The following is a 24,577-nucleotide window of genomic DNA, read 5'->3' on the forward strand; positions in this document are numbered from 1 at the left end:
AGACAATTAATGGCAAAATATTCTTATCATTACCGATAAAGGACAAGAATATGCCACGTAAAAACGAGATTCGAACTCAACTGAAAGAGAAACGCCGCCGCAGTCAGAACCGCCAGCGTTTTTTGTGGATTGGAATTATTACCATCGTCGCGATCGCAGTGGTCGGGGTGCTGATCGGGGTAAGCAACCGCCCCATCGGTGAAATTCGGGATGCGAAGCCGCTCGAACGTCCCCAGGCCAATCGCAACTCCATGGGGGATCCAAACGCGCCCGTGAAGGTCGAGGAATTCAGCGATTTTCAATGCCCTTACTGCCGGATGTTTTACGAAGACAGTGAAAGTTCGATCGTTGAGAACTATGTCAAGACCGGCAAGGTCTATTTTACGTACACGCCTTTTTCTTTCATCGATGGTAACGATCCAAACGGAGAATCCAAATCGGCCGCCGAGGCCGCCTATTGCGCGGCTGACCAGGGGAAATTCTGGGAATATCACGATCTGTTGTTCACCAATCAAAACGGCGAGAATATCGGCGACTTCACCAGCAAACGCCTGATCGCCTTTGCTGATAAACTGGGGCTGGACAGCAGCGCCTTCAAGAGCTGCTACAACGCCAACACTTACCGCCAGCAGGTGCTGGACGATCTGGCGCGGGGTCAAAGCCTGGGCGTCACGGCCACCCCATCTTTTGTGGTCAACGGCACCCTGGTCCAGGGATATACTGGATTGGCGCAGGCCATCGACGCGGCCCTGGCTAAATAACCGGTCTGATTCGGCCGTCAATCGGCGTAATTGAGTCGACTGGTAGGAAAAATCAACCCAAACAATGTCCACAGGTCGACCTGCTCCCCGCCTGCCCTGCAAAGGGATCGGGGATTGGGTCGGCCTGACTTTTGTAGATTGGCGCGACTTTAGTCGCCGGCGATCAATACAATCCGAAGGCGCCCAATAGCAGCACGAGCAGGGGTGCAATCACCAGGGCCGGCAGGAAATTGGCTGAACGGATGGGGCGCAGTTCCAGTAGGCTGCCGATGGTCAGGCCAACCAGAATAAGTCCGCCGGCCGCCGACATCTCGGTGATCATCGCATTCGAAACCAGCGACTGCATCTGAACCGCCAGCAGGCTGATGCTGCCCTGGTAAACCAGCAGAAGCGGCGCGGAAAAGATCACGCCCAGGCCCAGCGTGGAGGCAAACGCCATGGCAGCGAAACCGTCCAGAATGGCTTTCACGACCAGCACGCTGCTGTCGCCGGTCAGGCCGTCTTGAATGGAGCCCAGAATGGCCATCGGTCCTACGCAGAAGACGAGCGAAGCGGTCAGGAAGCCCTTAATGAAACGCTTGGAGGAAGTATTATTGCCGCCGTTATTGAATTTACCCTCCAGCCAGACGCCCAGATTCGCCAGATGCTGATCGATTTGCCACCACTCCCCCAACAGCGAACCAATCAAAATGGCGCCGACCACCACCAGCGCATTCTGGGTCTTGATGAACATCTGAATGCCATAACCCAGCGTGAACAAACCGAACCCGGAAACCACTGTCGTTCGCACCCGTTCGGGAATCCGCGCCCCCAGTAAATTTCCCAACAAACTGCCAAAAATTACAGCCCCAGCATTGATAAGTGTACCGATCATTTTTCTTTCGCCAGTGAAGGATTTTCACGGCCGCTGGCCGCGTTTTCAGATAACTCCATAAGAAATACCAACGAGGACAGGCGGTTTAGATAGCGCCCAAGGTCAGCATTGGTGATCTCCCCGCGCGCCAGAATTTCCGTCACCCGCCGTTCGGCCCGCCGGACAATGGTACGCGCCAGATCGAGCGCGGCGCCGGCTGAAGAATCGCCGGGCAGGATAAATTCATTGGGAGCCGACACGCTCTGCTCCAAAATTCCGATTTCATCCTCCAGCCGCCGGACGGCATTCGAATCGATGGTATGAAAGCGGGCAGCGGTTTGGGGGGTGGCCGCCAGCTCGGCCATCAAACGATACAGCTCACGCTGGATGCGGAGGATGCGGGTCTGATTCTCGGATCGGCTGCATTGGCTACGCGCAACGCCCAAAGCCGCGGAGGCTTCATCGACGGCGCCGATGGCTTCCATGCGGAGATCATATTTGGGAATCCGCCCTTCGCCCAACAATCCCGTGCTGCCGTCATCACCCTGACCGGTGTAGAATTTGGCCATGCGAACCTACCCTTCCGAGCGAAGACTGCGGTACAGGAACCAGAATCGATCGCGTGGGAAACCGGCCTGCAATTCAGGTTCCCAGACGAAATCATCCTCCAGGCTGGCGCCGCGCAGGCGGGCATCCAATCCTGCCAGGTACTCTTGCTCCTGCGCGCGAGGTTCTGCCAACATATCTACCTGCAGCAAATCGAGAATCACGCGCGACCGGATTTCGTAACGGTAAATTGCCCGGGAGGGATCCGCAAGGAGTTCATCCAGGTGATCCTTCCAGAGTTTCAGGCGGCCGGAATATTCAAGGGCGGCTTTTTTTGCCCAGTTCGAGCGCCACTTTTCAAATATTCGATCGATTTGCGCGATTAGGTCCGCATCGCCCGCCTCTTCGTGAACCGCCAGCAGGCGCGCAGCGGCCAGACGGACACTTCCTAATGATAAACGGGACAGATTCCCGTTTGATATTCCACCCCGGCCTTCCAAAGGCCAATAAATCTCATTCGACAGGAGGAAATCTGGCAATTCAGCCAACGCGCTTTTCAAAAAGGCGCGATCTTCCTTGATTGTTGGCATGGATTCCTCCTAGAAGGTAGAAAAATCAGGGCGTAATGGTCTCCGCGGGCGCAGAAGTAGCGCTGCTTGCCTGCAAGTACCATGAAGTCACGCTTGCAAAGCGATCGGCTGTATCGTACAACGGGCCCATGCGAATTCCCTGGACCTGTGAACCGACTGCGTATGTATAAACCGGATAATACAAGGGCAGCGCCGGAAGATCGTCGGCGAAAATCGCCTGGAAATTACGGTACAGGCGAGCCCGTTCGCTGTCATCCAGGGTAACGCGGGCATTTTCCAGGTAATCGCTGGCCATTTTATTATCCCACTGGGTATAGTTCTGGCCGCTGTTAGCCTGGACCTGGTCCCAGAAGGGATAGGGATCCGGGTCGGGAGAGCGCGCCAGGTCCATATCCACCAGCGCGGCTTGATAATCGCGGTTCGCCAGGCGTTCATTCAAAAGCGCATCATAGGAAACGGCTTCCAAATCCACCCGCACCTGGATCGATTCCCAATCCTTCTGGATGGCCTGCGCGATGAGCGTGTGTTCGGGCGTATCCGGATAGATCAAAGTGAACGAAAGCTGCACGCCTTCTTTCGCGCGCACATTCGGGTCATCCGTACCGACAACGTATCCGGCATCCTTGAGCATATCCGCCGCCTTGGTCGAGTCGAACTCGACCCGGCTGAGGCTGTCGTTATAAGCCCATGAATTGGGGAAGATCGGGCCATCTGCCAGAATCCCTTGACCGTTGAGAATCCGGTCGATGATCCACTGGCGGTTGAGGCCGGTATACAGCGCCTTGCGCACGGCCGCGTCCGCCAGGAAGGGTTTATCCGTGTTTTTCAGGTTGAACAACACCATCGACAATTCAGGTAGCCGGCCGGTATAAATCGAGAGATCGGGTTCCGCAAGTGCTTCCGGGAGGGTTGCCTTAGAGATTCCCGCAATCCCCTGGACATCCCCGTTTCGATAGGCGTCCAGCGCGGATTGATCATCCGCGTAATAACGGAACACCATCTGCTGAATGAACGGTTTGCTGCCGTAATACTTCGTGTTCGCAGACAGCACCACACCGGTAATTTTACCGTCTTCTGCAATCAGGCGATCGAACTTGAAAGGCCCACTGCCGACCGGTTGGAGATTGAAGGATGCGTCGATCAGGTCCGCGAAGTTGGTGCCTTCGAGAAGATGCTTGGGTAAAACGCCGAAGCTGAGATAATCCAGGAACGGCGAAAAAGGTTCCGGCAGCTTGAATTGAAGCTGCGTGTCGCTGACAGCCGTCACCTCCACGCTTTTCCAAAACGCCTGCAGATCGCTCGGAATGACCGGCGAATCGCTTCGCAGAAGATCGATGGTAAAAACCACATCCGCGCTGGTCAGCGGTTTCCCGTCGTGCCAGAGCACGCCCTCTTTCAGCGCGAAGTTGTAAATGGTTCCGTCTTTGGAGATGCCCCACGAATCGGCCAGATCGGCCACCGGATTGCCGTGATCGTCGAATGTGATCAAACGGCTGTAAAGCAGACGGTCCACGTCCCGATCGACGGAATTGTAGAAATCCAAAACCGGATTAAGGCGCTGCAAGGAACCAATCAGCGCCTCTGCGTACGCTCCCCCCTCGGAGGGTTGGGGCGCGGAAGCCGGTGTTTGAGAGGTGGGCTGCTCGATCAACAACAAAGCCCCCACGACCAGGCCGGTCAGAAAGATGATGATTAGTTGCCAGCGTATTTTTTTCATATTCCTCTGAAAAACGGAAAAAGGCGACTACCCCAATATCAGGCAAGTCGCCCCATCAAATGCTTCTTTGGGTCAGCCGGATTGCGAAAAACCGCGTCGCCCTCCGTTATTTTAAGGCTACGATGACGGTGGTGAGGATCAAGAAAACAACAGCCAGACCAATCGTAACGTAGAAGATCGTCTTTTCAATACCCCGTCGGGCGCTGAAAACGGTGCCACTGTCCTGTCCGGTCAAACCGCCCAGGCCAACACCTTTGTTTTGCAGGATGACAGCAGCGATCAGTGCGATCGAGATTATAATCAGGGCAATATCTAAGTAATTTTCCACGCTTAGCCTCCTAAAGTAAAAGCACGTCGATTATAACGTCCAATGGCCTAAATCGTCAACCACGAATTGTCAGTTAATATGAAAGAACTCATCACCAACCTTCATCTTCATACCCAGTATTCCGATGGAAGTGGAACCCACCAGGATATCCTCGAAGCTGCCATGCGCAGTGGCCTGGATGTGGTCATCCCGACCGATCACAACGTCTTTGTACAGGGGATGGACGCTTACCTGCGCAAGGGCGACCACACCGTGATGTTGATGTGTGCCGAGGAAGTTCACGACCCTACCCGCCTGCCGCAGAAGAATCACCTGCTGGTTATCGGCGCAGGCCGTGAATTGGCCACCTTTGCTCCTGACCCGCAAAATTTATTGGACCAGGTGCAGCGCGCCGGCGGGTTGAGTTTCATTGCCCATCCCAAGGAACACGCGTTGCCCTACTTTGGCGAGACCGATATCACCTGGGAAAACTGGGATGTGCATGGTTTCACCGGTATTGAAATTTGGAACAGCCTGAGCGAGTTGAAAGAAGTCTCGCATTCGCTTCTGCAAACCATTTTTCACGCGCTTTTTCCGGCCACCATTGCCCACGGGCCACTGCCCGAGACGTTGGCGTTGTGGGACAGTCTGCTGGCCAGGGGCGACCGCGTGGTTGCAGTCGGCGGGTCAGATGCGCACGCCCTGCACAAACGTCTGGGGCCCATTCGCAAGACGATCTTCCCCTATGATTTCCATTTTGGTGCCATCAACACCCACTTGCTGACCCCGGAACCTCTATCGGGTGATTTGAATTTCGACCGCCGCATGGTTCTGCAGGCGCTTCGGGATGGGCACGCTTTTGTGGGGTATGACCGGCCGGCGCCGACGCGCGGGTTCCGCTTCACCGCCCAGGGAGAGGAAAATGCCATGCAGGGCGATATCGTCCGCCTGCACGGCGGCATCACCCTGCAAATTCGCCTGCCTGGCGAGGCCGAATGTCGTTTGCTGAAGGATGGCGCGGTCGTACAGACCTGGCATAATCAAGAAATCTGCGCTCACATCACCACCCAACCCGGCGTCTACCGCGTGGAGTGTTATATTCGCTACCTGGGAAAGCTCCGCGGATGGATCTTCAGCAACCCGATTTATATCCGGGAGGGTTAATAAATGGCGGCAAATAACGTCACCCGCCTGTTGGACGCGCGGAAAATTCCCTACACTGCGTTCGAGCTTCCGGCCGAGAAATTAGGCGCCATCGAAACCGCGCGCCGCCTGGGCGTGCCGCAGGAAATCGTCTTCAAGACCATCGTGGTGAAACGGGACAAACCCGGCAAACCCTTGTTGGTGGTCATCCCAGGAAACCACGAAGTAGATTTGAAGGCCCTGGCGGCTGTGTTGGGCGAAAAGAAAGTCCACATTCCCACCCAGCGTGAAGCCGAAGCACTCACCGGGCTGCAGGCCGGCGGCATCTCTCCCCTGGCCTTGATCAACAAAGGCTTTCAAGTTCTCCTGGATCAATCCGCCGGGCGGCACGAGCAAATTCACATTTCGGGCGGACAGCGCGGGCTGAACATTCGACTGCCGGTGAAAGCGCTCGTCGAACTCACCCATGCGCGCCTGGCGTCGGTCAGCAAACCGATGGAAAATCCGCTCGACGAGGATTGAGGCGCTTCAGCCCTTGACCACCACTACAGGCCGCAGGCGGGCCACTTTTCGGGCAATGCCGGCGCCTGAAACGGTTTCGACCACGTCGTCCACATCCTTATAGGCTTGCGGGGCTTCTTCGGCCAATCCGGCCAGCGATCCGGCCTGGATGTGGATGCCCTGTTGCTCCAATTCATCGCGCAGTCGATCTCCGCGCACGTCCCGTTTGGCCTTGCTGCGGCTCATCACGCGCCCGGCGCCGTGACAGGTGGAGCCGTACGAGATCGCCATGCTGGTTTCGGTGCCCACGAGCACCCAGGAGGCTGTGCCCATCGATCCGGGCACCAGCACCGGCTGGCCGATGGCCTGATATTCTTCCGGCAGCCCGGCTTGCCCCGGGCCGAAGGCGCGCGTGGCCCCTTTGCGGTGCACGCATACTTTCAGCGGTTTTCCTTCGATCATATGTGTTTCGATCTTTCCCATGTTGTGCGCAACGTCATAGACCTGATGCAGGTGGAACCGGCGGATCTTGCCCGCCAGCACCTGTTCGAAGGCGCGCTGAGCGAGGTGGGCCAAAACCTGGCGATTACAAAAGGCGAAATTGGCTGCTGAGCGCATGGCCGCCAGGTAGTGCTGTCCCTCGGGCGAATCCATCGGCGCGCAAACCAGCTCGCGGTCCGGCAATTGAATACCGTATCGGCGTACGGCGGATTGAAATTCCTGGACGTAATCGCTGCACACCTGATGCCCCAGGCCTCGCGAACCGCAGTGAAACTGGAGCACCAGGCAGCCTTCCATCAGTCCCATCGCCTGAGCCGCATCCGGATCGAAAATCTGCTCGACCACATCCACTTCCATAAAATGATTGCCGGACCCCAACGTACCCAGTTGATCGCTGCCGCGGGTTTTGGCGTGCTCGCTCACCCAACGCGGATCCGCGCCGTCCACGCAGCCAGTTTCCTCCGTGCGGCGCAGATCCTCTGTAGTCGCCATACCCTGCTTGACCGCCCATTCAGCGCCCAGGCGGCAAACGGCGTCCAGTTCAGAAGGCTTGAGTTTGAACGGACCCGCCTTCCCCATTCCGCTCGGGCAGGCGGCATTCAGGGCTGCCGCCAGTTGAGCGAGATGGGGTTGCGCCTCGGTATATTCGATCGAAGAACTCATCAGGCGGACGCCGCAATTGATATCATACCCGATGCCGCCGGGAGAGATCACGCCATGCGGAAAGGCCGTTGCCGCGACGCCCCCAATGGGAAAACCATATCCCTGATGGACATCCGGCATGACCACCACCGGCCCGACCAGACCGGGCAAGGTCGTCACATTGACGGCCTGTTCAAGCGACAGGTCATCCAACGCAGCTTCCAGCAAGAGCTCGGAGGCGAACAAATGCACGGCCACCCGCATATCGCTGCGATAGGTTTTCGGAATTTCCCATTCGTACTGGCTGAGCTTCTTGAAGGTCTTTTTTAACATTCCACCGGCTCCCTTCGCGAATGGCCAGGTCATCCCTAGACATCAAAAACGATTTTGACTTTCCAGCCATCTTCCGCCTGCAAAATCGCCAGGTCATGATAAGTTACGGCCTTGACCAATCGGGCTTGGGCAACCAACGGCTTTTCTTCGAATTGCGCTTGAAGAGATAAGCCGTTGCATTGCAGTATAATGCGATCGAAGGCCACTCGCCGGGTTTCGGCCCGGAAGAGCAGCTCGGACAGAAATGCCACCAACAGGCTTTCCGGATCGGCGCTTGAGACTTCCAACTGCCGGCTTACCCCGGGGGCATCCGCCAGGCGCACGCCCATCAATCGATACAGCCCCAGGGCCGCCTGGGTGAACAGCCCTTCCAGGTCCGGTGCCCAGACTTCCATGGCCCAATCCGCGGTGTGTTCCACCTCGCGAAATCCTGAACTATTTTTCTTTTCCATATTCGCTTTATAATTATAAGGTATGAGATCAACTCTTGAACAAATCGAACGTAGTCTGAAAACCATCATCGAAGCCAGCGCCGGCCTTTTCGGACACGCCAACCGCCAGGAGCAACTGGCCCGGCAATTAGCCACAGCATTGTACGAGCAACTTCCCGAGCAACTGAACGGGAAGGCAACTGCTCCCGATCAATTTACGATCTACCTGAATCCCGAGAATATCGCCGTCTGGCAGCAACCGCAATGGACGGAATGGCTCAACCAGGTCATTTGTAATGCGCTTCAAGACTCCGGCTACGACTCTGCACCCCGCCCCAGCATCCAGCTCGCCGCGGAAGCCGACTTGCCCATTGACCGCCTGCGCGTGACGGCCGTTCATTCTACAGACCAGCTCGGCTCCACGGCCGCCATGCCGGTGACGACCGATCCGCATTCCAGGGTCGATTCGGTCGATAACCTGCCCGCCAATGCGTATCTGATCGTCCAGGGGACGCAGACGGTGATCCTGGATCGACAGATCTTCAATATCGGCCGCCGCACGGATAACGACCTGGTCCTCGACGACCCGCACGTCTCACGCACCCATCTTCAAATTCGCGCTATCCGGGGACGCTTCGTCCTATTCGATTTGAACTCCACCGGCGGCACACTGGTCAACGGTTCTCCAATTCGCGAGCATTTGCTGGCCGCGGGCGATGTCATCCTGATCGGAAGCATTTCTCTGATCTATGGCGAAGACTCGCCGGCCTGGCCGGATGATCCCAGTCAATCCACCTCCCCGATCGAAGCTTGAGCCTATGAGTGCATTTATCGTTCTCTTCCTCCGCTTGGTGCTGGCAATCAGCCTGTATGTATTCTTGATCTGGGCGCTGTATACGCTTTGGCGTGATTTTAGAGCCCAGACACAACTGGTCACCAGCCGAGAAATTCCAGCCTTGGTCCTGGCGCTCGATCAGGACGAAATCACGATCGATGAAAAATTTACCCAACCCGAAGTCATCATCGGCCGGGACCCGGCGACTACTTTTCCGATCAATGACGAAACCGTATCTGCGCACCATGCCCGAATGAGTTATTATAAGAAACAGTGGTGGCTGGAAGACTTGCATTCGACCAACGGCTCCTTTCTCAATGATGAGCGGGTAATTTCACCCGTGGTGGTCACTTCCGGCGATATCGTGCGCTGCGGTCAGGCCGAGGTGTTGGTCACAATTTTGTACAAATCCTGAATGCGATTCCGCAAAGAGAAGGTGGGACATCCATGAACAATCGACCCATTCTAGGCATCATCGGCGGCTCTGGACTATACGAATTTACAGCCCTCAAAGACGTCGAAACCATCGAAATTGACACCCCTTTTGGAAAACCCAGTTCCCCGATCGTCATCGGAACCCTTTCCGGAAATAAAGTCGCGTTTCTGGCGCGCCACGGCATCGGGCATTTCCTTTCCCCGACCGAAGTCAACTACCGCGCCAACATCTTTGCCTTCAAGAAGCTGGGAATTCAATGCCTGATCGGCATCAGCGCCTGCGGATCGCTGCGTGAAGATTACGCGCCCGGCCATATCGTCGTTCCGGATCAATTGGTGGACAACACCAAAGACCGCGCCCGGACCTTCTTTACGGATGGGCTGGTGGTGCATGTGGGCGTCGCCGAACCCTTCTGTCCTGAGCTTTCCAGGCTGCTCTATTCCGCCGTTGCCGAAGCCGGCGCGACGGTCCATTCGGGTGGCACTTTGATCACCATCGAGGGACCTCGTTTCTCGACGAAGGCCGAATCGAATATGTACCGCTCCGAAGGGATCTCATTGGTCGGAATGACAGCCTGCCCCGAAGCCTTTCTGGCGCGCGAAGCGGAACTCTGCTACACGACCATGGCGCATGTCACCGATTACGACGTCTGGCATGTGACCGAGGAGCCCGTCAGCGTCGACATGGTGGTGCGAACGCTGGCGAAGAACACGCAAATGGCCCAGCTTGCCATTCAAAAGTTGGTCGAGATCATGCCCGAAGAAATGACCTGCAGCTGCTCGAACGCGCTGGCCAACGCCATTATCACTCGACCTGAATGCGTGCCGCCCGAGACCTGCGAGCGGGTCAAACTACTGATTGGTAAATACCTGGAGTCGTGAACCTCCTTTTTCCTGTTTCTCCTTTGCAAAAAGACCGCGTCCAAAGCCGGCTGTTTTCGATTGCAGCGCTGGTTTTGATTGCCTATGCGGCTGCGCTGACCCTTTCGCCGGCCGTCCGGCTGCATAGCTGGGCGGTTTCGTATCGCTGGCAACACTGGGCAGGCGTCGTCGTCTGGCTGGCTGGCTTCTCACTCCTGCACCGCATCCTGATGCGGCGAGCTCCGGACCGCGATCCGTATATCGTTCCCATTGCCAGCGTGCTGGTCGGACTGGGCATTCTGACGATCTGGCGGCTCAACATCAATCTGGGCGAACGCCAGACGGTCTGGTTGGGGTTGGCCATCCTCGGTTTCGCGATCGGCCTGCGTTACCCGCAAATCTTGAGCCTGCTACGAAAGTACAAGTATCTCTGGGCAGTGGGCGGGCTGATCATCACCGGCCTGACATTTTTCTTCGGCACCTATCCGGGCGGCGTCGGTCCGCGCCTCTGGTTGGGATGCTGCGGCGTCTATTTCCAACCCTCTGAAGTCCTCAAGCTGTTTCTCATCGTTTATCTGGCCGCTTATCTGGCCGATCGCACGACTTTCGATCAGGGATTACTCCAACTTCTGGCCCCAACCCTGATCGTGGCCAGCGCGGCATTGATTCTGCTGGTTGCCCAGCGCGACCTTGGAACGGCATCGCTGTTCATCGTTCTGTATACCCTGATGGTTTACCTGACCTCCAGCCGGAAACGCGTGCTCATCATCGGGGCCGTCCTGCTGGCATTTGCCGGCATTATGGGGTATCTCACCATTAGCGTAATTCACGTCCGCGTGGACGCCTGGCTAAACCCGTGGCTCGATCCATCCGGCAAATCGTTCCAGATCGTTCAATCCTTGATTTCCGTTGCCGCCGGCGGCGTTTTTGGTCGCGGACCGGGCCTGGGAAGCCCCAGTGTGGTGCCGGTGGCATTCTCCGATTTCATCTTCACCGCCATCGGTGAGGAATTGGGCCTGACCGGCACCCTGGCGATCCTGATGCTGGTGGGACTGCTCACCATTCGCGGTCTGCTCATTTCGATTCACGCTTCCAATAATTACCAGCGCTTTCTCGCCGCAGGGATCTCCTTTTACCTGGCTTTACAGACGATCCTGATCGTCGGCGGGAATATCCGGTTGCTGCCGTTGACCGGCGTGACACTGCCTTTCACCTCCTATGGCGGATCTTCACTGCTCACATCCTTCCTGGCGTTGTTATTGCTGACCCTGATCAGCAACCAGCCCGATGAAGAGATTTCTCCATCTTTTTCCTCGAAGGCTTACCTGGTTACCTCGGATTTCCTGCTGATCAGCCTGCTGGTGTTGGGTCTGGGAAATGGTTACTGGTCCTTCATCAAATCTGGCGATCTTCAGACTCGAGCCGACAACCCTCGTCCGGCGATCAACGATCGGTATGCCCTGCGCGGCAGCCTGTTGGACCGGCACAACGAACCCCTGGCGGTCACACAGGGCGAACCCGGCAGCCTGACTCGCCGGCTGTTGTACCCCGACCTGGGGCCGACCATTGGATACAACGACCCCCTTTACGGCCAGAGCGGTCTGGAAGCCAGCCTGGATGATTACCTGCGCGGCATCGACGGCACACCCGCCTCCATGGTATGGGCTTCGCAACTTCTGTCCGGCCAGCCGCCCAAAGGTCTGGATGTGCGCCTGAGCCTGGACGCGAGCATTCAATCGACCGCCGACCGGCTGCTGACCGATAATAAAGGCGCGCTGGTCCTCATCAACTCCTCGACCGGAGAAATCCTGGCCCTTTCCTCCCATCCTGGGTTCGACCCCAATACGCTGGAAGAACACTGGACTGAATTGAACGCGGATCCCTCGGCGCCTTTCGTAAACCGTGTCACCCAGGGCGTCTACCCGCCCGGTACAGCACTGGGGCCTTTCCTGTTGGCGAACCGGTTGAATAAAAGCTCCCTCCCTGCGGTGCCCACCGAGCTATCGGTCGGTTCTTCTCTATGCGCCACCAACCCCGGCGCGACGCTTACATGGGGGTCGATCATCCGCAGCGGCTGTCCGGCCGGGATGCTCACCCTGCTCAATCAATCTTCGTCTGCCCAAACGATCGAACTGTACGATAAACTACGCTTTTCCGTCCAACCCGAAATTCCGCTGCCGGTCAGCCCGGCCGCCTCGCTGCCCACCGCTGCGACTCTGGAGGCAAATCCGCTCAACCCCGCAGGCTGGCAGATTACGCCCCTCCAGATGGCTCTGGCGGCGGCTACCCTGAGTTCAGGGGGAAAACTACCCGCGCCCCGATTGGCGAGCGCTGTGGACACCCCAAGCCAGGGGTGGGTCATTCTTACGGCCGGCGCAGCAACCAATGCACTGGCTTCACCCGGCACGGTTCAGGCCGCCGAACAACTGGCCCGCAACGACAGCCCCGTCTGGGAGGCCTACGGAATCGGAAGCAATGACACATCCACGGCCAGTTGGTATCTCGCCGGTACGCTGCCGGATTGGCAGGGAACACCGCTTACCCTGGTGGTCGTGTTGGAAGGGGAAGATTCCAAAGCCGCCGGCGAAATCGGTTTTACCGTATTACAGGCCGCGATGCAGCCCGATTAGCGGCCAAACAGGTCTTCCAGAGCGGGCCGCAGGCTGGCATGGTGAAAAGAATAGCCTGCTTCGAGCAGCCGGGCCGGGAACACGCGTTGGCCTTCCAGGACGACCGTCGCCATTTCGCCAAAGAGCAGCCTTAAGAAAAAAGCCGGAACCGGCATCCAGTACGGCCGTCTCAGGACTTCGGCAATCGTTTTGCCAAATTCAGCATTGGTTAATGGTTGCGGAGCGGTCAGATTGTAAACGCCGCCGGCGTTCTCCGATTTCAGCAGGAAGAGCATCCCATCGACGATATCCCGCCGCGAAATCCAGGAGATCCATTGTTTGCCGCCTCCAACCGGGCCGCCGACAAACAGACGAAATGGCAACAGCATGCGCGGCAGGGCCCCTTCGCGATCATCGAGAACGATTCCCTGTCGGGCGATGATGCGCCTGACGCCCAGTTCATCGACCGGTTGAATGGCATTCTCCCATTCCACGACCAATTGAGAAAGCCGATCCAGACCAGGGGACGATTTTTCGTCCAGTACCTGATCCTCGGCAATGCCGTAATAACCCACCGCAGAGGATTGCAGCAAGACAGTCGGACGGTGGGAAGCTTCGCGAATGGCCTGCAGGATGGCCTGCGCCGGCTCGATCCGGCTTGAACGCAGCAAGGCCATCCGTCTTTTCGTCCAACGGCTGGCGCCGAGGTTTTCGCCGGTCAAATTGATAATCGCATCTGCCTGTTCCACCAAAGGCTGCCACCCCGCGGAAGTCTTCCCATCCCATTTTACAACCCTCACCTGGGTAGGGAATTTGGCCTTTCCGGGGTTTCGACTGAGCACCCACACCTGGTGATCCTCTTCGAGCAAACGGCTCACCAGCAGCCGCCCAATCAATCCTGTTCCGCCAGCAATGATCAATTTCATGGTTACCTCGCTAACGGGCAAATGAATTGTTGACTGATGCGCTTTTTTTCATCCTCATGCTATAATTTCATCAATGTCAACGTTGGTTTTGGTGCTCAATTTGAATTATGAGCCGATCAATGTCTGCAATTTACAGCGAGCAATCGGCCTGATGGTCTCTCGCAGGGCTTCGTTGGTCAGTAACGGCCGCGGTGAGATCCATTCGGCTTCGGCTGTATTCCCGATCCCATCCGTCATTCGCCTGGAGAATCTCGTTTACCGTCCGCGGCCGCGCGTCAAATTAACTCGCCGCGAAATCTTCCGTCGAGATAATTATACATGCCAGTATTGCGGTCGGCGCGCCCTATCGCTGACTGTCGATCACGTCGTTCCACGCCATCTGGGTGGGGCTGAAACCTGGACGAACCTGGTGACCGCCTGCAGCGCCTGCAACCACCAGAAAGGCGGCCATACGCTCGACGAAGCGCATATGAAACTGCTGCGTCCCCCCAAAGAGCCGCCCGCATCCAACCTGTATATCTTCGGACGCCACCTGAATGACAACCAGGAATGGTTGCCATACTTATCCGGCTGGTAAACGCACCCCTTTATGAAATTCAGATCTCAGTGCGTTGGTAATCCGTGGCCAACGACACGGGGCCATCGAAAGCCTCTTTCGCTTCCCGAAGCCATTTTTCGCTGTCCGCATTCGTCGGGTAGTGGATGAGAGACAGCGTTTTTGCCCCGGCCATTTGAGCCACCTCGCCCGCCTGTCTCGGCAGGCTGTGCCCGAAAGATGAGCCGGTCGCTTCGTGAATCAGCAGATCGGCCTGTTGGGCCAGATCGATCACGCTCTGGCAGGGTTCGGTATCGCTCGAAAAGGCCATGACCTTGCCGGTGCGTTGGAATTCCACCCGAATTCCCAGGGTCGGGATCAGGTGTTTGACCGGAGATGCCGTGATCGCGAAATCTTCATCCCGGAGAACGGCTACCTGATCTTCCTCCGGGAGCGGATGGTAGAGGATCGAGAAGAAATTCGGCCAGTCGCGCCAATCATATAAATCCATCATCGATTTCATACGGGTGACCGTATCGGCCAGACCATGGATGGTGATGGATTTTCTCCGCCCGAGCAGCCACAGGTCCATCAGTAGCAGGGGGACGCCTGAGACGTGATCGGGGTGAAAATGGGTCAGGATGATATCCGTCAGGGCATCCGGGCTCACCCCGGTGCGGTTGAGTTCCGCGATCGGATTTCCCGTACAATCAACGAGAACGGCGCGGTCGCCTTCCTGAATCAATAGGTGGGTATTCTCATGATACTGGTCAGGTACCGCATTCGCTGAACCCAAGATCACAATCGTTCCCATTCTTCCCTCCCTGATTTTGTTATGAATGCGATCAATGCAGCAAGAGTAGGGCAATTCGGGGGGTTACCCAGGCTTCCACTGCTGCGCCGACCAGCAACAAAGGGATAACGAGTCCTACCATGATTTTAGCCCAATCTGCCAGAGCCGAAATCGAAACCTCGCCAATGGTTTTTTCGGGATTGTTGGTGGCCAGCAAAACTCCGAACTGGAAAATCGCCGCCGTCGCCAGGATCAATGCGGGTATTTCAAACAGGCTGTGGGGCAGAAAAAATCCGACGATCGCTGGCAGAAGCGGCACGCCGTTTTGATACAGGACGCCAACCAGATAGCCACTGATCCCCAGCCCCGCCAGGATGGGCATAAAACCCAGGATGCCGAATGAAAATACCCCCAGCACCAATCCAATGAACTGAACGCGGATGTTCTGTGCCCAGATTGCGAGCAATGAGTTGGCCGAAAAGGCCGGCAGAAGAGTCGTTATCTGATCGAGGCGTGCGCCGAAATCGATACCGCTCAAATCGAGTGGAAAGCGCTGAAACTGGGCTGCGCCGATCCACACTGAGATCAACGCAAAGCCGGTCGTCAACAGCACCGCTTTTCCCATTTTTCGCACGGCAGCGGGAACGACCTTCAGATACCAGGCCGGCACATTGCTGGCGCCGCCGCTGAACTGGCTGCGAAAAACGCGCCAGCCCCAGCAGAAATTAAGGACGTCGATTTCACGCCCCAGCAGCTCTTCACGCCGGAAGTGCGCCAGGCCGACCCGGACCAGCAAGACCGACAGCACCAGCAGGCCAAAAACGGCCCACCAGAGGGTCGCATATGTACCCCAAAACATCATGATGCTCTCGCCTTGGATGAGCAGCGCAATGGGAATGATGATGAAGCTGGAGAGTAAATTGGATGCCCGCACGGAGGTTGCCTGGCTGGAAACCACCACCGCCCCGCTGACCATCACAACCGCCTGAACGCTCGTCAGGACGATGATCAACACCGTCAACTGGATTTCGGGCAGGGGCACGCTCTGCAGGGCCAGGCCGCTCAGGTACACGCCCATCCCCAGATAGCTGCCGGCCAGGCAGGGCACAATTGCGGCCAATAGTTTTCCGAGATAAAGCTGCCAGTCCTGGAGAGGTGTATTCAACAGCGGCTCGATACTGCCGCGCTCCTTCTCGCCCACGAAAGTATCCAGTGCAATCACCAGCGAGCCAGAGAGCGGGAAGAAACCGACGATCATCATCAAAAACGGCACCATGCGTTCACCAACGATGTTCGCGCCGTACCCTCTTACGAAATCCAGAATTTGCTGGGCAGTAAAATTCATCAAGAACGGAAAGAGCACGGTCAGGCCGACGATGGGGAAGATGATTCGCCAATCGCGGAAAAGATCGCGAACTTCGCGTTTTGCGATAATCCAAACCGGCCGCAGCGCTTCAGGCATGTCGAACCTCACCATTCGGGTGATTTACCGCTTCCAGATACGCCGATTCGAGGCTGCGGCCGACTTCGCGCAGGGTCACAACCGGCAGGCCGTTGTCCATCAGGGATCGCAGTAGAAGCGGATTCTGAACAAACGGGTCCGGCGACCGGAATCGCACCCAGTCGCAGCCGCGTTCGCTGATGGCCAGGTCCGGCGGAAAACCAGAAAAATCCTGGATGGGCGATGCAAACCGGATTTCGTATTCCGGAACGCCCAGATATTGTTCTTCGAGTTCGGCCAACGTACCGTAGGAAATGATCTTTCCACGCCGGATGATGGCAATCTGGTCGGCCAGCTCTTCGGCTTCGCTCAAATTATGGGTGCACAGGACGATCGTCCGATCCCGCGAGCGCAACGAAAGAATGGCATCGCGCACCATGCGCGCCGATTCAGGATCCATGGCCGAAGTTGGTTCATCCAGAAGGAGCACGGGAGGATTGTGGATCATCGCGCGCACCAGGGCCAACTTTTGGCGCATGCCTTTCGAATACTCTCCCAGCCTGCGCCGGGCGGCATCTGCCAGGCCGAACATCTCCATCAAATCCGCGGCGCGTCTGCGGCGCTCGCTGGCCGGCATGCCGTACAATTCGCCAAAGAAATCCAGATACTCCAGCGCATTCATACGCCGGTACAGGCCGTGACTTTCGGTGAGCACGCCCACGGATGCGCGCACTTTATCCGCCTGGCTGACGACGTCGAAACCGGCCACTTTTGCCGTACCGCAGGTCGGGGTCAGCACCGACGTCAACATGCGCACCGTGGTGGTTTTTCCGGCGCCGTTCGGGCCCAGCAGAGTCAAAATCTGGCCGGAGGCGACGTCGAGATCGACGCCGTCAACGGCCAGCAGATCGTTGAATTTTTTGGTCAGGTTCCGAGTAAAAATCATCGCTGCCCTGATTTTACTCCCCCGGTATGTACGGCTTGCCTAAGCTTTCAAATCTGAAGAGTCGGGGCCTTCATTCTCGGAGGATGAATGATCTGCGCCAGGTTCCGGCTCGCTGGATTCATCCGGAACTTCTCCGGCTTCCGCAACCGCGGCGGTCCGGGCGCCAAAACGGTGGCGCAAGATCAAAGCAATCGCAGCACCCACGGCAATGACTGCCATGAGGGTCTGGTTGGCATTGATGCCTGCGATCGGAGAAGGATCCAGACGCAAGAACTCGAGGAAGAATCGCCCAACCGGATAGATGATCAGGTACGTCAGGAAGATATCGCCGTCTTTCAGGCGGTTGGCAAAGCGCTTCCCGATCCACAACAAAATGCCCATGTTCAGTAGGTTGTAGAGGAACTCATAGAAAAATAGCGGGTGGTAATAAGCCACATCCGCGTATTCCGGCAACCGGTGAGCGGGAGAGATAAATAATTTCCAGGGCAGATCGGTGGGCGCGCCGTAGACTTCCTGGTTGAAGAAATTACCCCACCGCCCCACGGCCTGAGCCAGCGCCAGTCCGGGAGCGATGATATCGACGAAGACGGGGAAGCTGATTTTGTGTCTCCGGGCATACACATAAAGGGCAATCGCCCCGCCGATGACTGCGCCGGGAATGCCCAGGCCGCCGTTGCGAATCTTCAACATGTCCAACGGGTGAGTCAGATAGTAATACGTCGTAATTCCCTGTTCCACCATCGAAGCCGGCGGCGTGAGGATATGCCAGATACGCGCGCCGACGATCCCGGCGATCAACAACCAGGGCAACATATCCCAGATCAAATCCGAATCCAGGCCTCTCTTCCTGGCCCGGACGGATGCCAGCCAGGCTGCCATTAACGCACCGCTAAGGATGATCAAGGCGTAAAAATAGATCTTGAAGGTGCCGATATAAAATCCATCTGGGATCATAATTGCTCCTGAGTACGGGTTCGAATTTGTCTCATTTTACTCGAAACCGGTTAATTATTTATGAACCGCGTTCTGTTCATAAGCCTGTTTTCGAACCGCCAGAATTCGCTGAAAGGCCGTGATGTTGGCAAATACCGCCAAAATGACGATGGCCACCTTGGGAATGTTGAAGATCAAACAGGGCGCCATGATCAGGTAACGTTCGACCCGCGTCAGCAGCCCGACCTTGGCTTCGAAATTCAACGCTTCGGCACGAGCCTTGACATACGAGACCAGCACCGAGCCGGCCGCCGCCAGATAAATCAACCCGGCGAACAACGCGTCACCGGCCCGCAAATAATATACCAGCAGGCCCAGCAGGATGACCAGCTCGGAATATCGATCGGTGACCGAATCCACGAACGCCCCGAACCGCGAGGGTTGGCCGCGCAGGCGGGCCATGGTGCCGTCCAGTGCATCGATCGGCCCCATCAACAACACGACAATCCCACCCCAGGTGATATGCCCCATGGCAAGCAAATAGGCCGCGCCGATATTTCCGACCAGCCCCATGATGGTCATGACATTTGGCATCAAACCCAAACTGTTGAGAAACCGTCCGATGGGATCCAGGACGCCTTTGAAACGAACGCGTAAAAAATCTGTAAATGTCGCAGGCTGCTGCTTGGCTGATTCTTCCACTGGTCACCTGTATTATCGCATTGGGGGGATACTTGCTGGCGAAAAAGGAAAGCTGGGAGATTAAATTTCCTTATTATAGTCCTGCATGCCCTCTTCGTCATCTTCTTCATCATCGTCATTTGGCAGCAAGACTTCGCGATCCTTGCCGCTGCCGACCGATGGCCCGACCACACCGGCCGCTTCCAATTCATCCAGCAAGCGAGCCGCGCGCGGATAACCGATTCGCAGCCGGCGTTGCAAAAGGGATGCGCTGGCGCGCTGGGTGCGCTTGACCAATTGGATGGCCTGGTCCAGCATCTCATCCGATTTATCGCCCTCGATCGCCACCAGTTCTTCCCAGGGAGCCGCCTCGGCAGGACCCTGTACGGCCGACTTTTGCCAGAAGGTTACCAGTTTTTCAACCTCAGCGTCCGTCACCAGGACACCCTGAGCGCGTTGCGGGGAACCCACCTCAGGGTCGATAAAAAGCATATCTCCGTGCCCCAACAGGGTCTCCGCGCCGCCCGTGTCCAGAATAACGCGCGAATCAACCGACGAAGCGACGGCAAACGAAACGCGAGCCGGGAAATTGGCCTTGATCAGGCCGGTGACCACATCCGTGCTGGGACGCTGGGTGGCCACGACCAGGTGAATCCCGGTCGCGCGAGCCAATTGGGCCAGTCGAACCAGGCTGTGTTCGGTCTGTTCCGGAGAGGTCATCATCAAGTCGGCCAACTCATCGATGATCAGGACAATCCGCGGCAGGGTGGGCAGTTTTTTGCGCTCCTGTTTGCGGTTGAAGGTCACCAGATCGCGGGCATGCGCTTCTTCCAGCAGGCGATACCGGTTGTCCATTTCCATGAGCGCCCACTTGAGCACACCCAGCATGCGCTCCTGCTCGGTTTCGACCTTCCCCAACAGGTGGGGCACGCCGTTGAAGCGCACCAATTCCACCATCTTGGGGTCGAGCATGGCAATGCGAAGCTGCTGGGGCGTGTTATTCATGAGCAGGCAGGTCGTCAGGGCGGTGATGCAGACTGATTTGCCGGATCCGGTCGTCCCGGCGATCAACAGATGCGGCATGCGAGCCAAATCCGCCACCATGGGTTGGCCCGAGACGTCTTTTCCCAGGGCGATCGCCAGCGGTGATGTAAGTTTTTGAAAAGTCTCACTTTCCAACACCGGGCGCAACCGCACCAGCGAGGTATGCGGATTGGGGACCTCGATGCCAACATACGACCGCCCCGGCACCGGGGCTTCGATGCGCAGGCGGGACGCCGAAAGCGCCAGCGCCAGGTCACGCGCCAGGGCGGAAATTTGTGAAACACGAACTTTCTGGTGAACCAGATTGCCGTCCGGGCCGGTTTTTTCAACGAAGCCGGGTTCGATGGCGTACTGGGTCACGGTCGGGCCCACCCGATAACCCACCACGCGCGCCGGGATACCGAATTCCGCCAGCGTTTGCTCGATGAGCATGGCCGTATCATGAATCACCGCCTCATCCGGGTGGGCTGAGGTTTCATTGGATAACAAATTGAAGGGCGGTAACACCGGATTGCGAACCGGAGGCGTGGAAAGCCCGCTGAGCGAATCCGCTTTCGTGTCCGGTCCGGCGGTTTGAGTTGCGGGAATGGTCTCCTCCGAAAGCGGCTTTTCATCCGGCTCCTCGGAGATCGAATTTTCCTCACCCTCCGAAGCCAGGATTTGCTTCTCAATCCACCGCCCCAGCCAGTTCGTCAACCCTAACCCGATGGCCAGCAGCAGTAATGTAATTAATAAAAGGAGGACCGTGCTCCACGGCGGCGGCAACAACAACCCGACCAAGTATGCCATTCCCCATCCGATGATTCCGCCATCCAGACCGGCCTCGGCGCGGGAGAGCAGGTTGCCGCCAAAATAGGCCATCAGGGCCAACAGGGAAAAATATGCACCTTCCAGGGCGAGCAGATGTCCCAACGGGATCCGCATCGGGCGAACGGTGCGGCGCTGCAAGGCCAGAAAACCACCGTAGGCAATCGCCAGAACGGCTACATAGCTTCCCCAGCCCAGCCAACGTGTGAGGAAGGTAATCCACGGCGATAGAACCGCGCCCTGAAAAGGCGCCCAACTCTTACCGACCAATCCCAGCAACGATATGAGAGCCAACGCCAGCAGGAAGATGCCAGCCACGTCCCAGCCGAAACGATCGAAGTGCAGCCAGTAATTGGCCAGCCGTTCCAACCAGGAAGGTGATGCGGGCAGGTCTGACGATTCAGGAATGCTGTCAGGCGGGGCGGATCGCTTGCGGGAAGGACAGCCGCTCATTCAACCTGCACTAGACCCAATCCGAGACGGCGGCGTTCTGCATCGATGTGAAGGATTCTTACCTGAACCGGTTGACCGATTTGTATAATGTTGGCAATATTTTTCTGTCCGGGCGGGAATGGAATGGATGAAATATGAATTAACCCCTCGACCCCTTCTTCCAGCCGCGCGAAGGCGCCAAACTTCATGATCGAAGTAATTTGGGCCTGCACAACGTCGCCCGGTTTGTGCGCTTCCATTAATGTCGCCCAGGGGTTTGCCTGGAGTTGTTTCAGGCTTAGCGCAATGCGTGACGTTTCTTCAGAAACTTGTAGCACCATCACCTGAATACATTGCCCGACCTTGACGACATCCGCCGGATGCTGCACCCGGCCCCACGAAAGCTCAGAAACGTGTATCAGCCCCTCGACCCCGCCGAGATCGACGAAGACGCCAAAATCGGTGACATTCGTGACCGATCCGGTTACGAGACTGCCTTCTTTTAAAGTGGTAAAGAGGTGTTTCCGGCGACCTTCGCCTGCCAGAGCCGCCCGTTCAGAAAAAACAATGCGCTCCTGAGAAGGTTCGCATTCGATGACTTTTACCTGGATGGATCGACCGACATATTCGGTCAGGATTCGGCGTCGATCCTCCTCATCCACCTCGCATGGCATATCGATGAGATGCGATACTGGAACAAAACCCTGCACGCCATCGCCCGCGACCAATAAACCACCGCGGTTGAACCCCTGCACGGATAATTCCAATACTTCATCCTGGTCGTAGCAGGCCTGGACTTTATCCCAATCGACGTTTCCTAAACCGGGCTGATTTCCAACCTTTGGAGGGTTATCGTGAACGACGGATTGATAAGCATCTTCGTCAGCCAATACTGCTGACCACCAGCCCTCATCCAGCTCTGGGATACCTTCTCCATCCAGCTCAGGCTCAGTTGAATTATTCAGCATGCACGCGCCTCCCTTACATAAAGGTTGGATACAGATAAATCGTTGAATATTAAATATACACAAGAATTAAAAAAACGCATAGGCGCTAATGGTCCAGACTTTCGTGATAAGTTTCCTGTTCCATATCTTGAATGGTCCTGGCGACCGCTTCGATGGCGATGCGCTGCTTTCGATATAGATCTGCTTCGCTCATCGAAAGGCGGCTGGCAATTTCACGCACCTTTTTTCCCTCCACAAACTTCATATCCAGAATATTGTAGAGGATCCATTCGCCGGTAAATCGCCTTTCGCCTTCGGGACGATTGCGTTCGATGGCGGCGCGAAGAATGGCTCGCACCCCATTCGCCGTGCTGCCTTCATGATTTTCGATCGCATCCTTTACGACCCGTAAATTGGCAAGCGGGCTATCGGTCAACTTGGGCCCGCCCCAGTAATGGGTAAGGGCATCCCGAACCCACTGAGTCAGGTCGCCATTCAGGTTGGAACTCTCCTCCAGGACATTGCTCTGGTCGTAACTGCCAGCCGCGCGCAGGCGTTGGATATACTCAACCTGGGGTGAAAGGCTTTCAAGGGATTTGAAGACCTGCTCCTGCAAATGCCAATCGCGCAGCGCCAGTTTGGCGCGCTCCGTGAGCAGAGTCAAGGCTGCGGATTGCTCCTCATCCGCGGGCAGCTTGGCCATTTGAGAAACACCCAGCAGGCCCAACAATTGGAATTTTCCCTCTTCCTCGCCGTTCGTTATGGGCACCAACAGATCATCACCCCATTGGAAAAGCTGGGGGAAATCCTCTTTCTGAGCCATCAAAGCCGAGAGCGCATTCGAGACCTGTTTCCCCTCGAAACGGGTTTTTCCGATCGTGACCACCAGTTCCATCTGGTCGCCGTTCAATGAGGCCAGGTAAGCACCCGGCGCCTGAAGCTGATCGCACACGGCAGCCAGCACGGTTTCAAGAAATTGTCGTAAATCATCGCGCGACAGCATGCGATCCTGCAGCAGATGAAGCAATTCCATGGATTCGCTGTCCCGTCCGTAAAACAGGAAGCGTTCTGCAAGCGGCCCGAACACGGTAATCAGGTGTTCGAATAACAGCACCGTACCCACCATCACAATGGGGACGGCAGCCGTGTAAGTGGCGTTCCCGTACATTTCACCGGCGCGCCGGACCAGGGTGGCAAAGGTCAATGTAAAGCTTGCGGTCACCGGGCCGCGCATGATCCACTTGAACAGGCGCGCTCGCACCACCCGGTCAGGCCATGAAACGCCAAAGAACGCCACCGCGTACGCCATCACAATGATCAGAGTGCCGACCAACAGGCTCGTCAATACCGACACCGACCAGAACAGTAGCGGGTGTTGGGCCGCGATCTCTGAACCGTACAACAGATATGGGAAACCGCCCAGCGCGGGCGCAGCCGCGCCAAAGAGCAGATAAATCATCCTGCGCCGGCTGGTGGGTGTCACCGTCCGTCGTAGGGCTCGCATGAACGTGAACCAGGCCAGCGCCATTACCACCAGATAGAAGATCGTGAACAAATCGGTCAGGAAGGAGATGGTAAAATGCGGCGCCGGTGGCCGATCGGTGACCAGGTATCCGAAGATGCTCGGGAATGGTAGCGCAGCCAGAAAGACCAGGGACGCCAGGAAAGTCAGGCGAACGGCCCACCGGCGCCGCCACCGACTCACCTTGCCCGTGGTCGATAAAACGGTATCAGAAAATTGCAGATACGAAGGCGGCAAGAGAACGATACCGACCCATTCCACCCGGCCCCAAAAATCCAACACGGCAATTTGCGTGGATATACTGGAGATCGCCTCGGACGTAAAAATGATCACCACGCACAGCATGATGACGGCGAACGACCGCGCAACCTGATCGCGCAGGTTAAACGTCAGGGCATACAACAAGAGCGAAAAGGCGGTAATCGCGATTCCGGCGGTAAGGATTTGGCTGGTCGTTTTCAGGATCAGCAAAAGGCTATCCTGCCAGGTTATTCCCATACACGAA

Annotated in this window: 24 protein-coding genes; 8 read left to right on the top strand and 16 right to left on the bottom strand. The window is 56.8% G+C overall.

Features of this window, described 5'->3' with window-relative positions:
- Positions 1-50 precede the first annotated feature (50 nt).
- Positions 51-761 carry a thioredoxin domain-containing protein gene (locus LARV_RS14575; RefSeq protein WP_075074318.1) on the top strand — a complete coding sequence of 237 codons (711 nt, stop codon included), beginning with the start codon at positions 51-53 and terminating at the stop codon, positions 759-761.
- 163 nt (positions 762-924) lie between these two features.
- Here LARV_RS14575 and LARV_RS14580 read toward each other — a convergent pair whose 3' ends face one another.
- From LARV_RS14580 to secG, 5 genes are all read right to left on the bottom strand, one after another.
- Entirely contained in the window at positions 925-1,635 is a 711-nt protein-coding gene (locus LARV_RS14580) for a DUF554 domain-containing protein (protein WP_075074319.1), read from the bottom strand.
- Positions 1,632-2,183: a cob(I)yrinic acid a,c-diamide adenosyltransferase gene (locus LARV_RS14585; RefSeq protein ID WP_075074320.1), complete on the bottom strand. Its 552-nt coding sequence runs from the start codon at positions 2,181-2,183 to the stop codon at positions 1,632-1,634. The genes LARV_RS14580 and LARV_RS14585 overlap by 4 nt, the downstream gene beginning before the upstream one ends.
- Positions 2,184-2,189: 6 nt before the next feature.
- On the bottom strand, positions 2,190-2,750 hold the full coding sequence (locus LARV_RS14590; RefSeq protein ID WP_075074321.1) for a hypothetical protein: 561 nt from the start codon (positions 2,748-2,750) through the stop codon (positions 2,190-2,192).
- A gap of 25 nt (positions 2,751-2,775) precedes the next feature.
- Positions 2,776-4,467, bottom strand: coding sequence for an ABC transporter substrate-binding protein (locus LARV_RS14595; RefSeq protein WP_075074322.1), 1,692 nt, complete (start codon positions 4,465-4,467; stop codon positions 2,776-2,778).
- A 106-nt stretch (positions 4,468-4,573) separates the two neighbouring features.
- Positions 4,574-4,795, bottom strand: a complete 222-nt coding sequence (gene secG / locus LARV_RS14600) for a preprotein translocase subunit SecG (RefSeq protein ID WP_075074323.1) — start codon at positions 4,793-4,795, stop codon at positions 4,574-4,576.
- A gap of 78 nt (positions 4,796-4,873) precedes the next feature.
- Between secG and LARV_RS14605 the strand changes: the two genes are divergently transcribed.
- Positions 4,874-5,938, top strand: coding sequence for a CehA/McbA family metallohydrolase (locus LARV_RS14605; RefSeq protein ID WP_075074324.1), 1,065 nt, complete (start codon positions 4,874-4,876; stop codon positions 5,936-5,938).
- A 3-nt stretch (positions 5,939-5,941) separates the two neighbouring features.
- On the top strand, positions 5,942-6,439 hold the full coding sequence (locus tag LARV_RS14610; RefSeq protein WP_075074325.1) for a YbaK/EbsC family protein: 498 nt from the start codon (positions 5,942-5,944) through the stop codon (positions 6,437-6,439).
- Positions 6,440-6,445: 6 nt separating this feature from the next.
- Here LARV_RS14610 and LARV_RS14615 read toward each other — a convergent pair whose 3' ends face one another.
- Both LARV_RS14615 and LARV_RS14620 read right to left on the bottom strand, forming a co-directional pair.
- Positions 6,446-7,894 (bottom strand): RtcB family protein, encoded by a 1,449-nt coding sequence (locus tag LARV_RS14615; RefSeq protein ID WP_075075255.1) that lies wholly within the window; start codon positions 7,892-7,894, stop codon positions 6,446-6,448.
- A gap of 35 nt (positions 7,895-7,929) precedes the next feature.
- Positions 7,930-8,346: an archease gene (locus LARV_RS14620; RefSeq protein ID WP_075074326.1), complete on the bottom strand. Its 417-nt coding sequence runs from the start codon at positions 8,344-8,346 to the stop codon at positions 7,930-7,932.
- Positions 8,347-8,368: 22 nt separating this feature from the next.
- On the opposite strand from LARV_RS14620, the gene LARV_RS14625 reads away from it, so the two are divergent.
- From LARV_RS14625 to LARV_RS14640, 4 genes are read left to right on the top strand one after another with little or no spacing between them, the layout of a single operon-like run.
- Complete coding sequence (locus tag LARV_RS14625; protein ID WP_075074327.1) at positions 8,369-9,139, top strand: FHA domain-containing protein; 771 nt, start codon at positions 8,369-8,371, stop codon at positions 9,137-9,139.
- A 4-nt stretch (positions 9,140-9,143) separates the two neighbouring features.
- Positions 9,144-9,575 (top strand): FHA domain-containing protein, encoded by a 432-nt coding sequence (locus LARV_RS14630; RefSeq protein ID WP_075074328.1) that lies wholly within the window; start codon positions 9,144-9,146, stop codon positions 9,573-9,575.
- Between the two features lie 32 nt (positions 9,576-9,607).
- Positions 9,608-10,477, top strand: coding sequence for an S-methyl-5'-thioadenosine phosphorylase (mtnP, locus tag LARV_RS14635; RefSeq protein WP_075074329.1), 870 nt, complete (start codon positions 9,608-9,610; stop codon positions 10,475-10,477).
- Positions 10,474-13,086, top strand: coding sequence for an FtsW/RodA/SpoVE family cell cycle protein (locus LARV_RS14640; RefSeq protein WP_152031811.1), 2,613 nt, complete (start codon positions 10,474-10,476; stop codon positions 13,084-13,086). The genes mtnP and LARV_RS14640 overlap by 4 nt, the downstream gene beginning before the upstream one ends.
- Here the strand turns inward: LARV_RS14640 and LARV_RS14645 are convergent.
- A complete protein-coding gene (locus LARV_RS14645) occupies positions 13,083-13,991 on the bottom strand; it encodes a TIGR01777 family oxidoreductase (protein WP_075074331.1) in 909 nt (302 codons plus the stop codon). The two genes, LARV_RS14640 and LARV_RS14645, sit on opposite strands and share 4 nt — an antisense overlap.
- A 73-nt stretch (positions 13,992-14,064) precedes the next feature.
- On the opposite strand from LARV_RS14645, the gene LARV_RS14650 reads away from it, so the two are divergent.
- Positions 14,065-14,568: an HNH endonuclease gene (locus LARV_RS14650; RefSeq protein WP_075074332.1), complete on the top strand. Its 504-nt coding sequence runs from the start codon at positions 14,065-14,067 to the stop codon at positions 14,566-14,568.
- Positions 14,569-14,587: 19 nt separating this feature from the next.
- Here the strand turns inward: LARV_RS14650 and LARV_RS14655 are convergent, their stop codons facing one another.
- The 8 genes from LARV_RS14655 to LARV_RS14690 all read right to left on the bottom strand — a co-directional run bounded on the left by LARV_RS14655 (position 14,588) and on the right by LARV_RS14690 (position 24,570).
- Positions 14,588-15,340 carry an MBL fold metallo-hydrolase gene (locus tag LARV_RS14655; RefSeq protein WP_075074333.1) on the bottom strand — a complete coding sequence of 251 codons (753 nt, stop codon included), beginning with the start codon at positions 15,338-15,340 and terminating at the stop codon, positions 14,588-14,590.
- A 31-nt stretch (positions 15,341-15,371) separates the two neighbouring features.
- Positions 15,372-16,781, bottom strand: coding sequence for a stage II sporulation protein M (locus tag LARV_RS14660; RefSeq protein ID WP_075074334.1), 1,410 nt, complete (start codon positions 16,779-16,781; stop codon positions 15,372-15,374).
- Entirely contained in the window at positions 16,774-17,706 is a 933-nt protein-coding gene (locus LARV_RS14665; protein ID WP_075074335.1) for an ABC transporter ATP-binding protein, read from the bottom strand. Before LARV_RS14665 ends, LARV_RS14660 begins: the two co-directional genes overlap by 8 nt.
- 39 nt (positions 17,707-17,745) lie before the next feature.
- Complete coding sequence (gene lgt, locus LARV_RS14670; RefSeq protein WP_075074336.1) at positions 17,746-18,660, bottom strand: prolipoprotein diacylglyceryl transferase; 915 nt, start codon at positions 18,658-18,660, stop codon at positions 17,746-17,748.
- Between the two features lie 54 nt (positions 18,661-18,714).
- The gene (locus tag LARV_RS14675) at positions 18,715-19,341 is read right to left on the bottom strand and encodes a CDP-alcohol phosphatidyltransferase family protein (protein WP_083522596.1); all 627 of its coding nucleotides are present in this window, start codon (positions 19,339-19,341) and stop codon (positions 18,715-18,717) included.
- Between the two features lie 60 nt (positions 19,342-19,401).
- The gene (locus LARV_RS14680; protein ID WP_075074337.1) at positions 19,402-21,624 is read right to left on the bottom strand and encodes a DNA translocase FtsK; all 2,223 of its coding nucleotides are present in this window, start codon (positions 21,622-21,624) and stop codon (positions 19,402-19,404) included.
- Positions 21,621-22,571: a 30S ribosomal protein S1 gene (locus LARV_RS14685; RefSeq protein WP_075074338.1), complete on the bottom strand. Its 951-nt coding sequence runs from the start codon at positions 22,569-22,571 to the stop codon at positions 21,621-21,623. The genes LARV_RS14680 and LARV_RS14685 overlap by 4 nt, the downstream gene beginning before the upstream one ends.
- Before the next feature lie 85 nt (positions 22,572-22,656).
- Positions 22,657-24,570, bottom strand: coding sequence for a histidine kinase N-terminal 7TM domain-containing protein (locus tag LARV_RS14690; RefSeq protein WP_075074339.1), 1,914 nt, complete (start codon positions 24,568-24,570; stop codon positions 22,657-22,659).
- Between the last annotated feature and the right edge of the window lie 7 nt (positions 24,571-24,577).

The sequence above is a fragment of the Longilinea arvoryzae genome (assembly GCF_001050235.1).
Lineage (GTDB): Bacteria > Chloroflexota > Anaerolineae > Anaerolineales > Anaerolineaceae > Longilinea > Longilinea arvoryzae.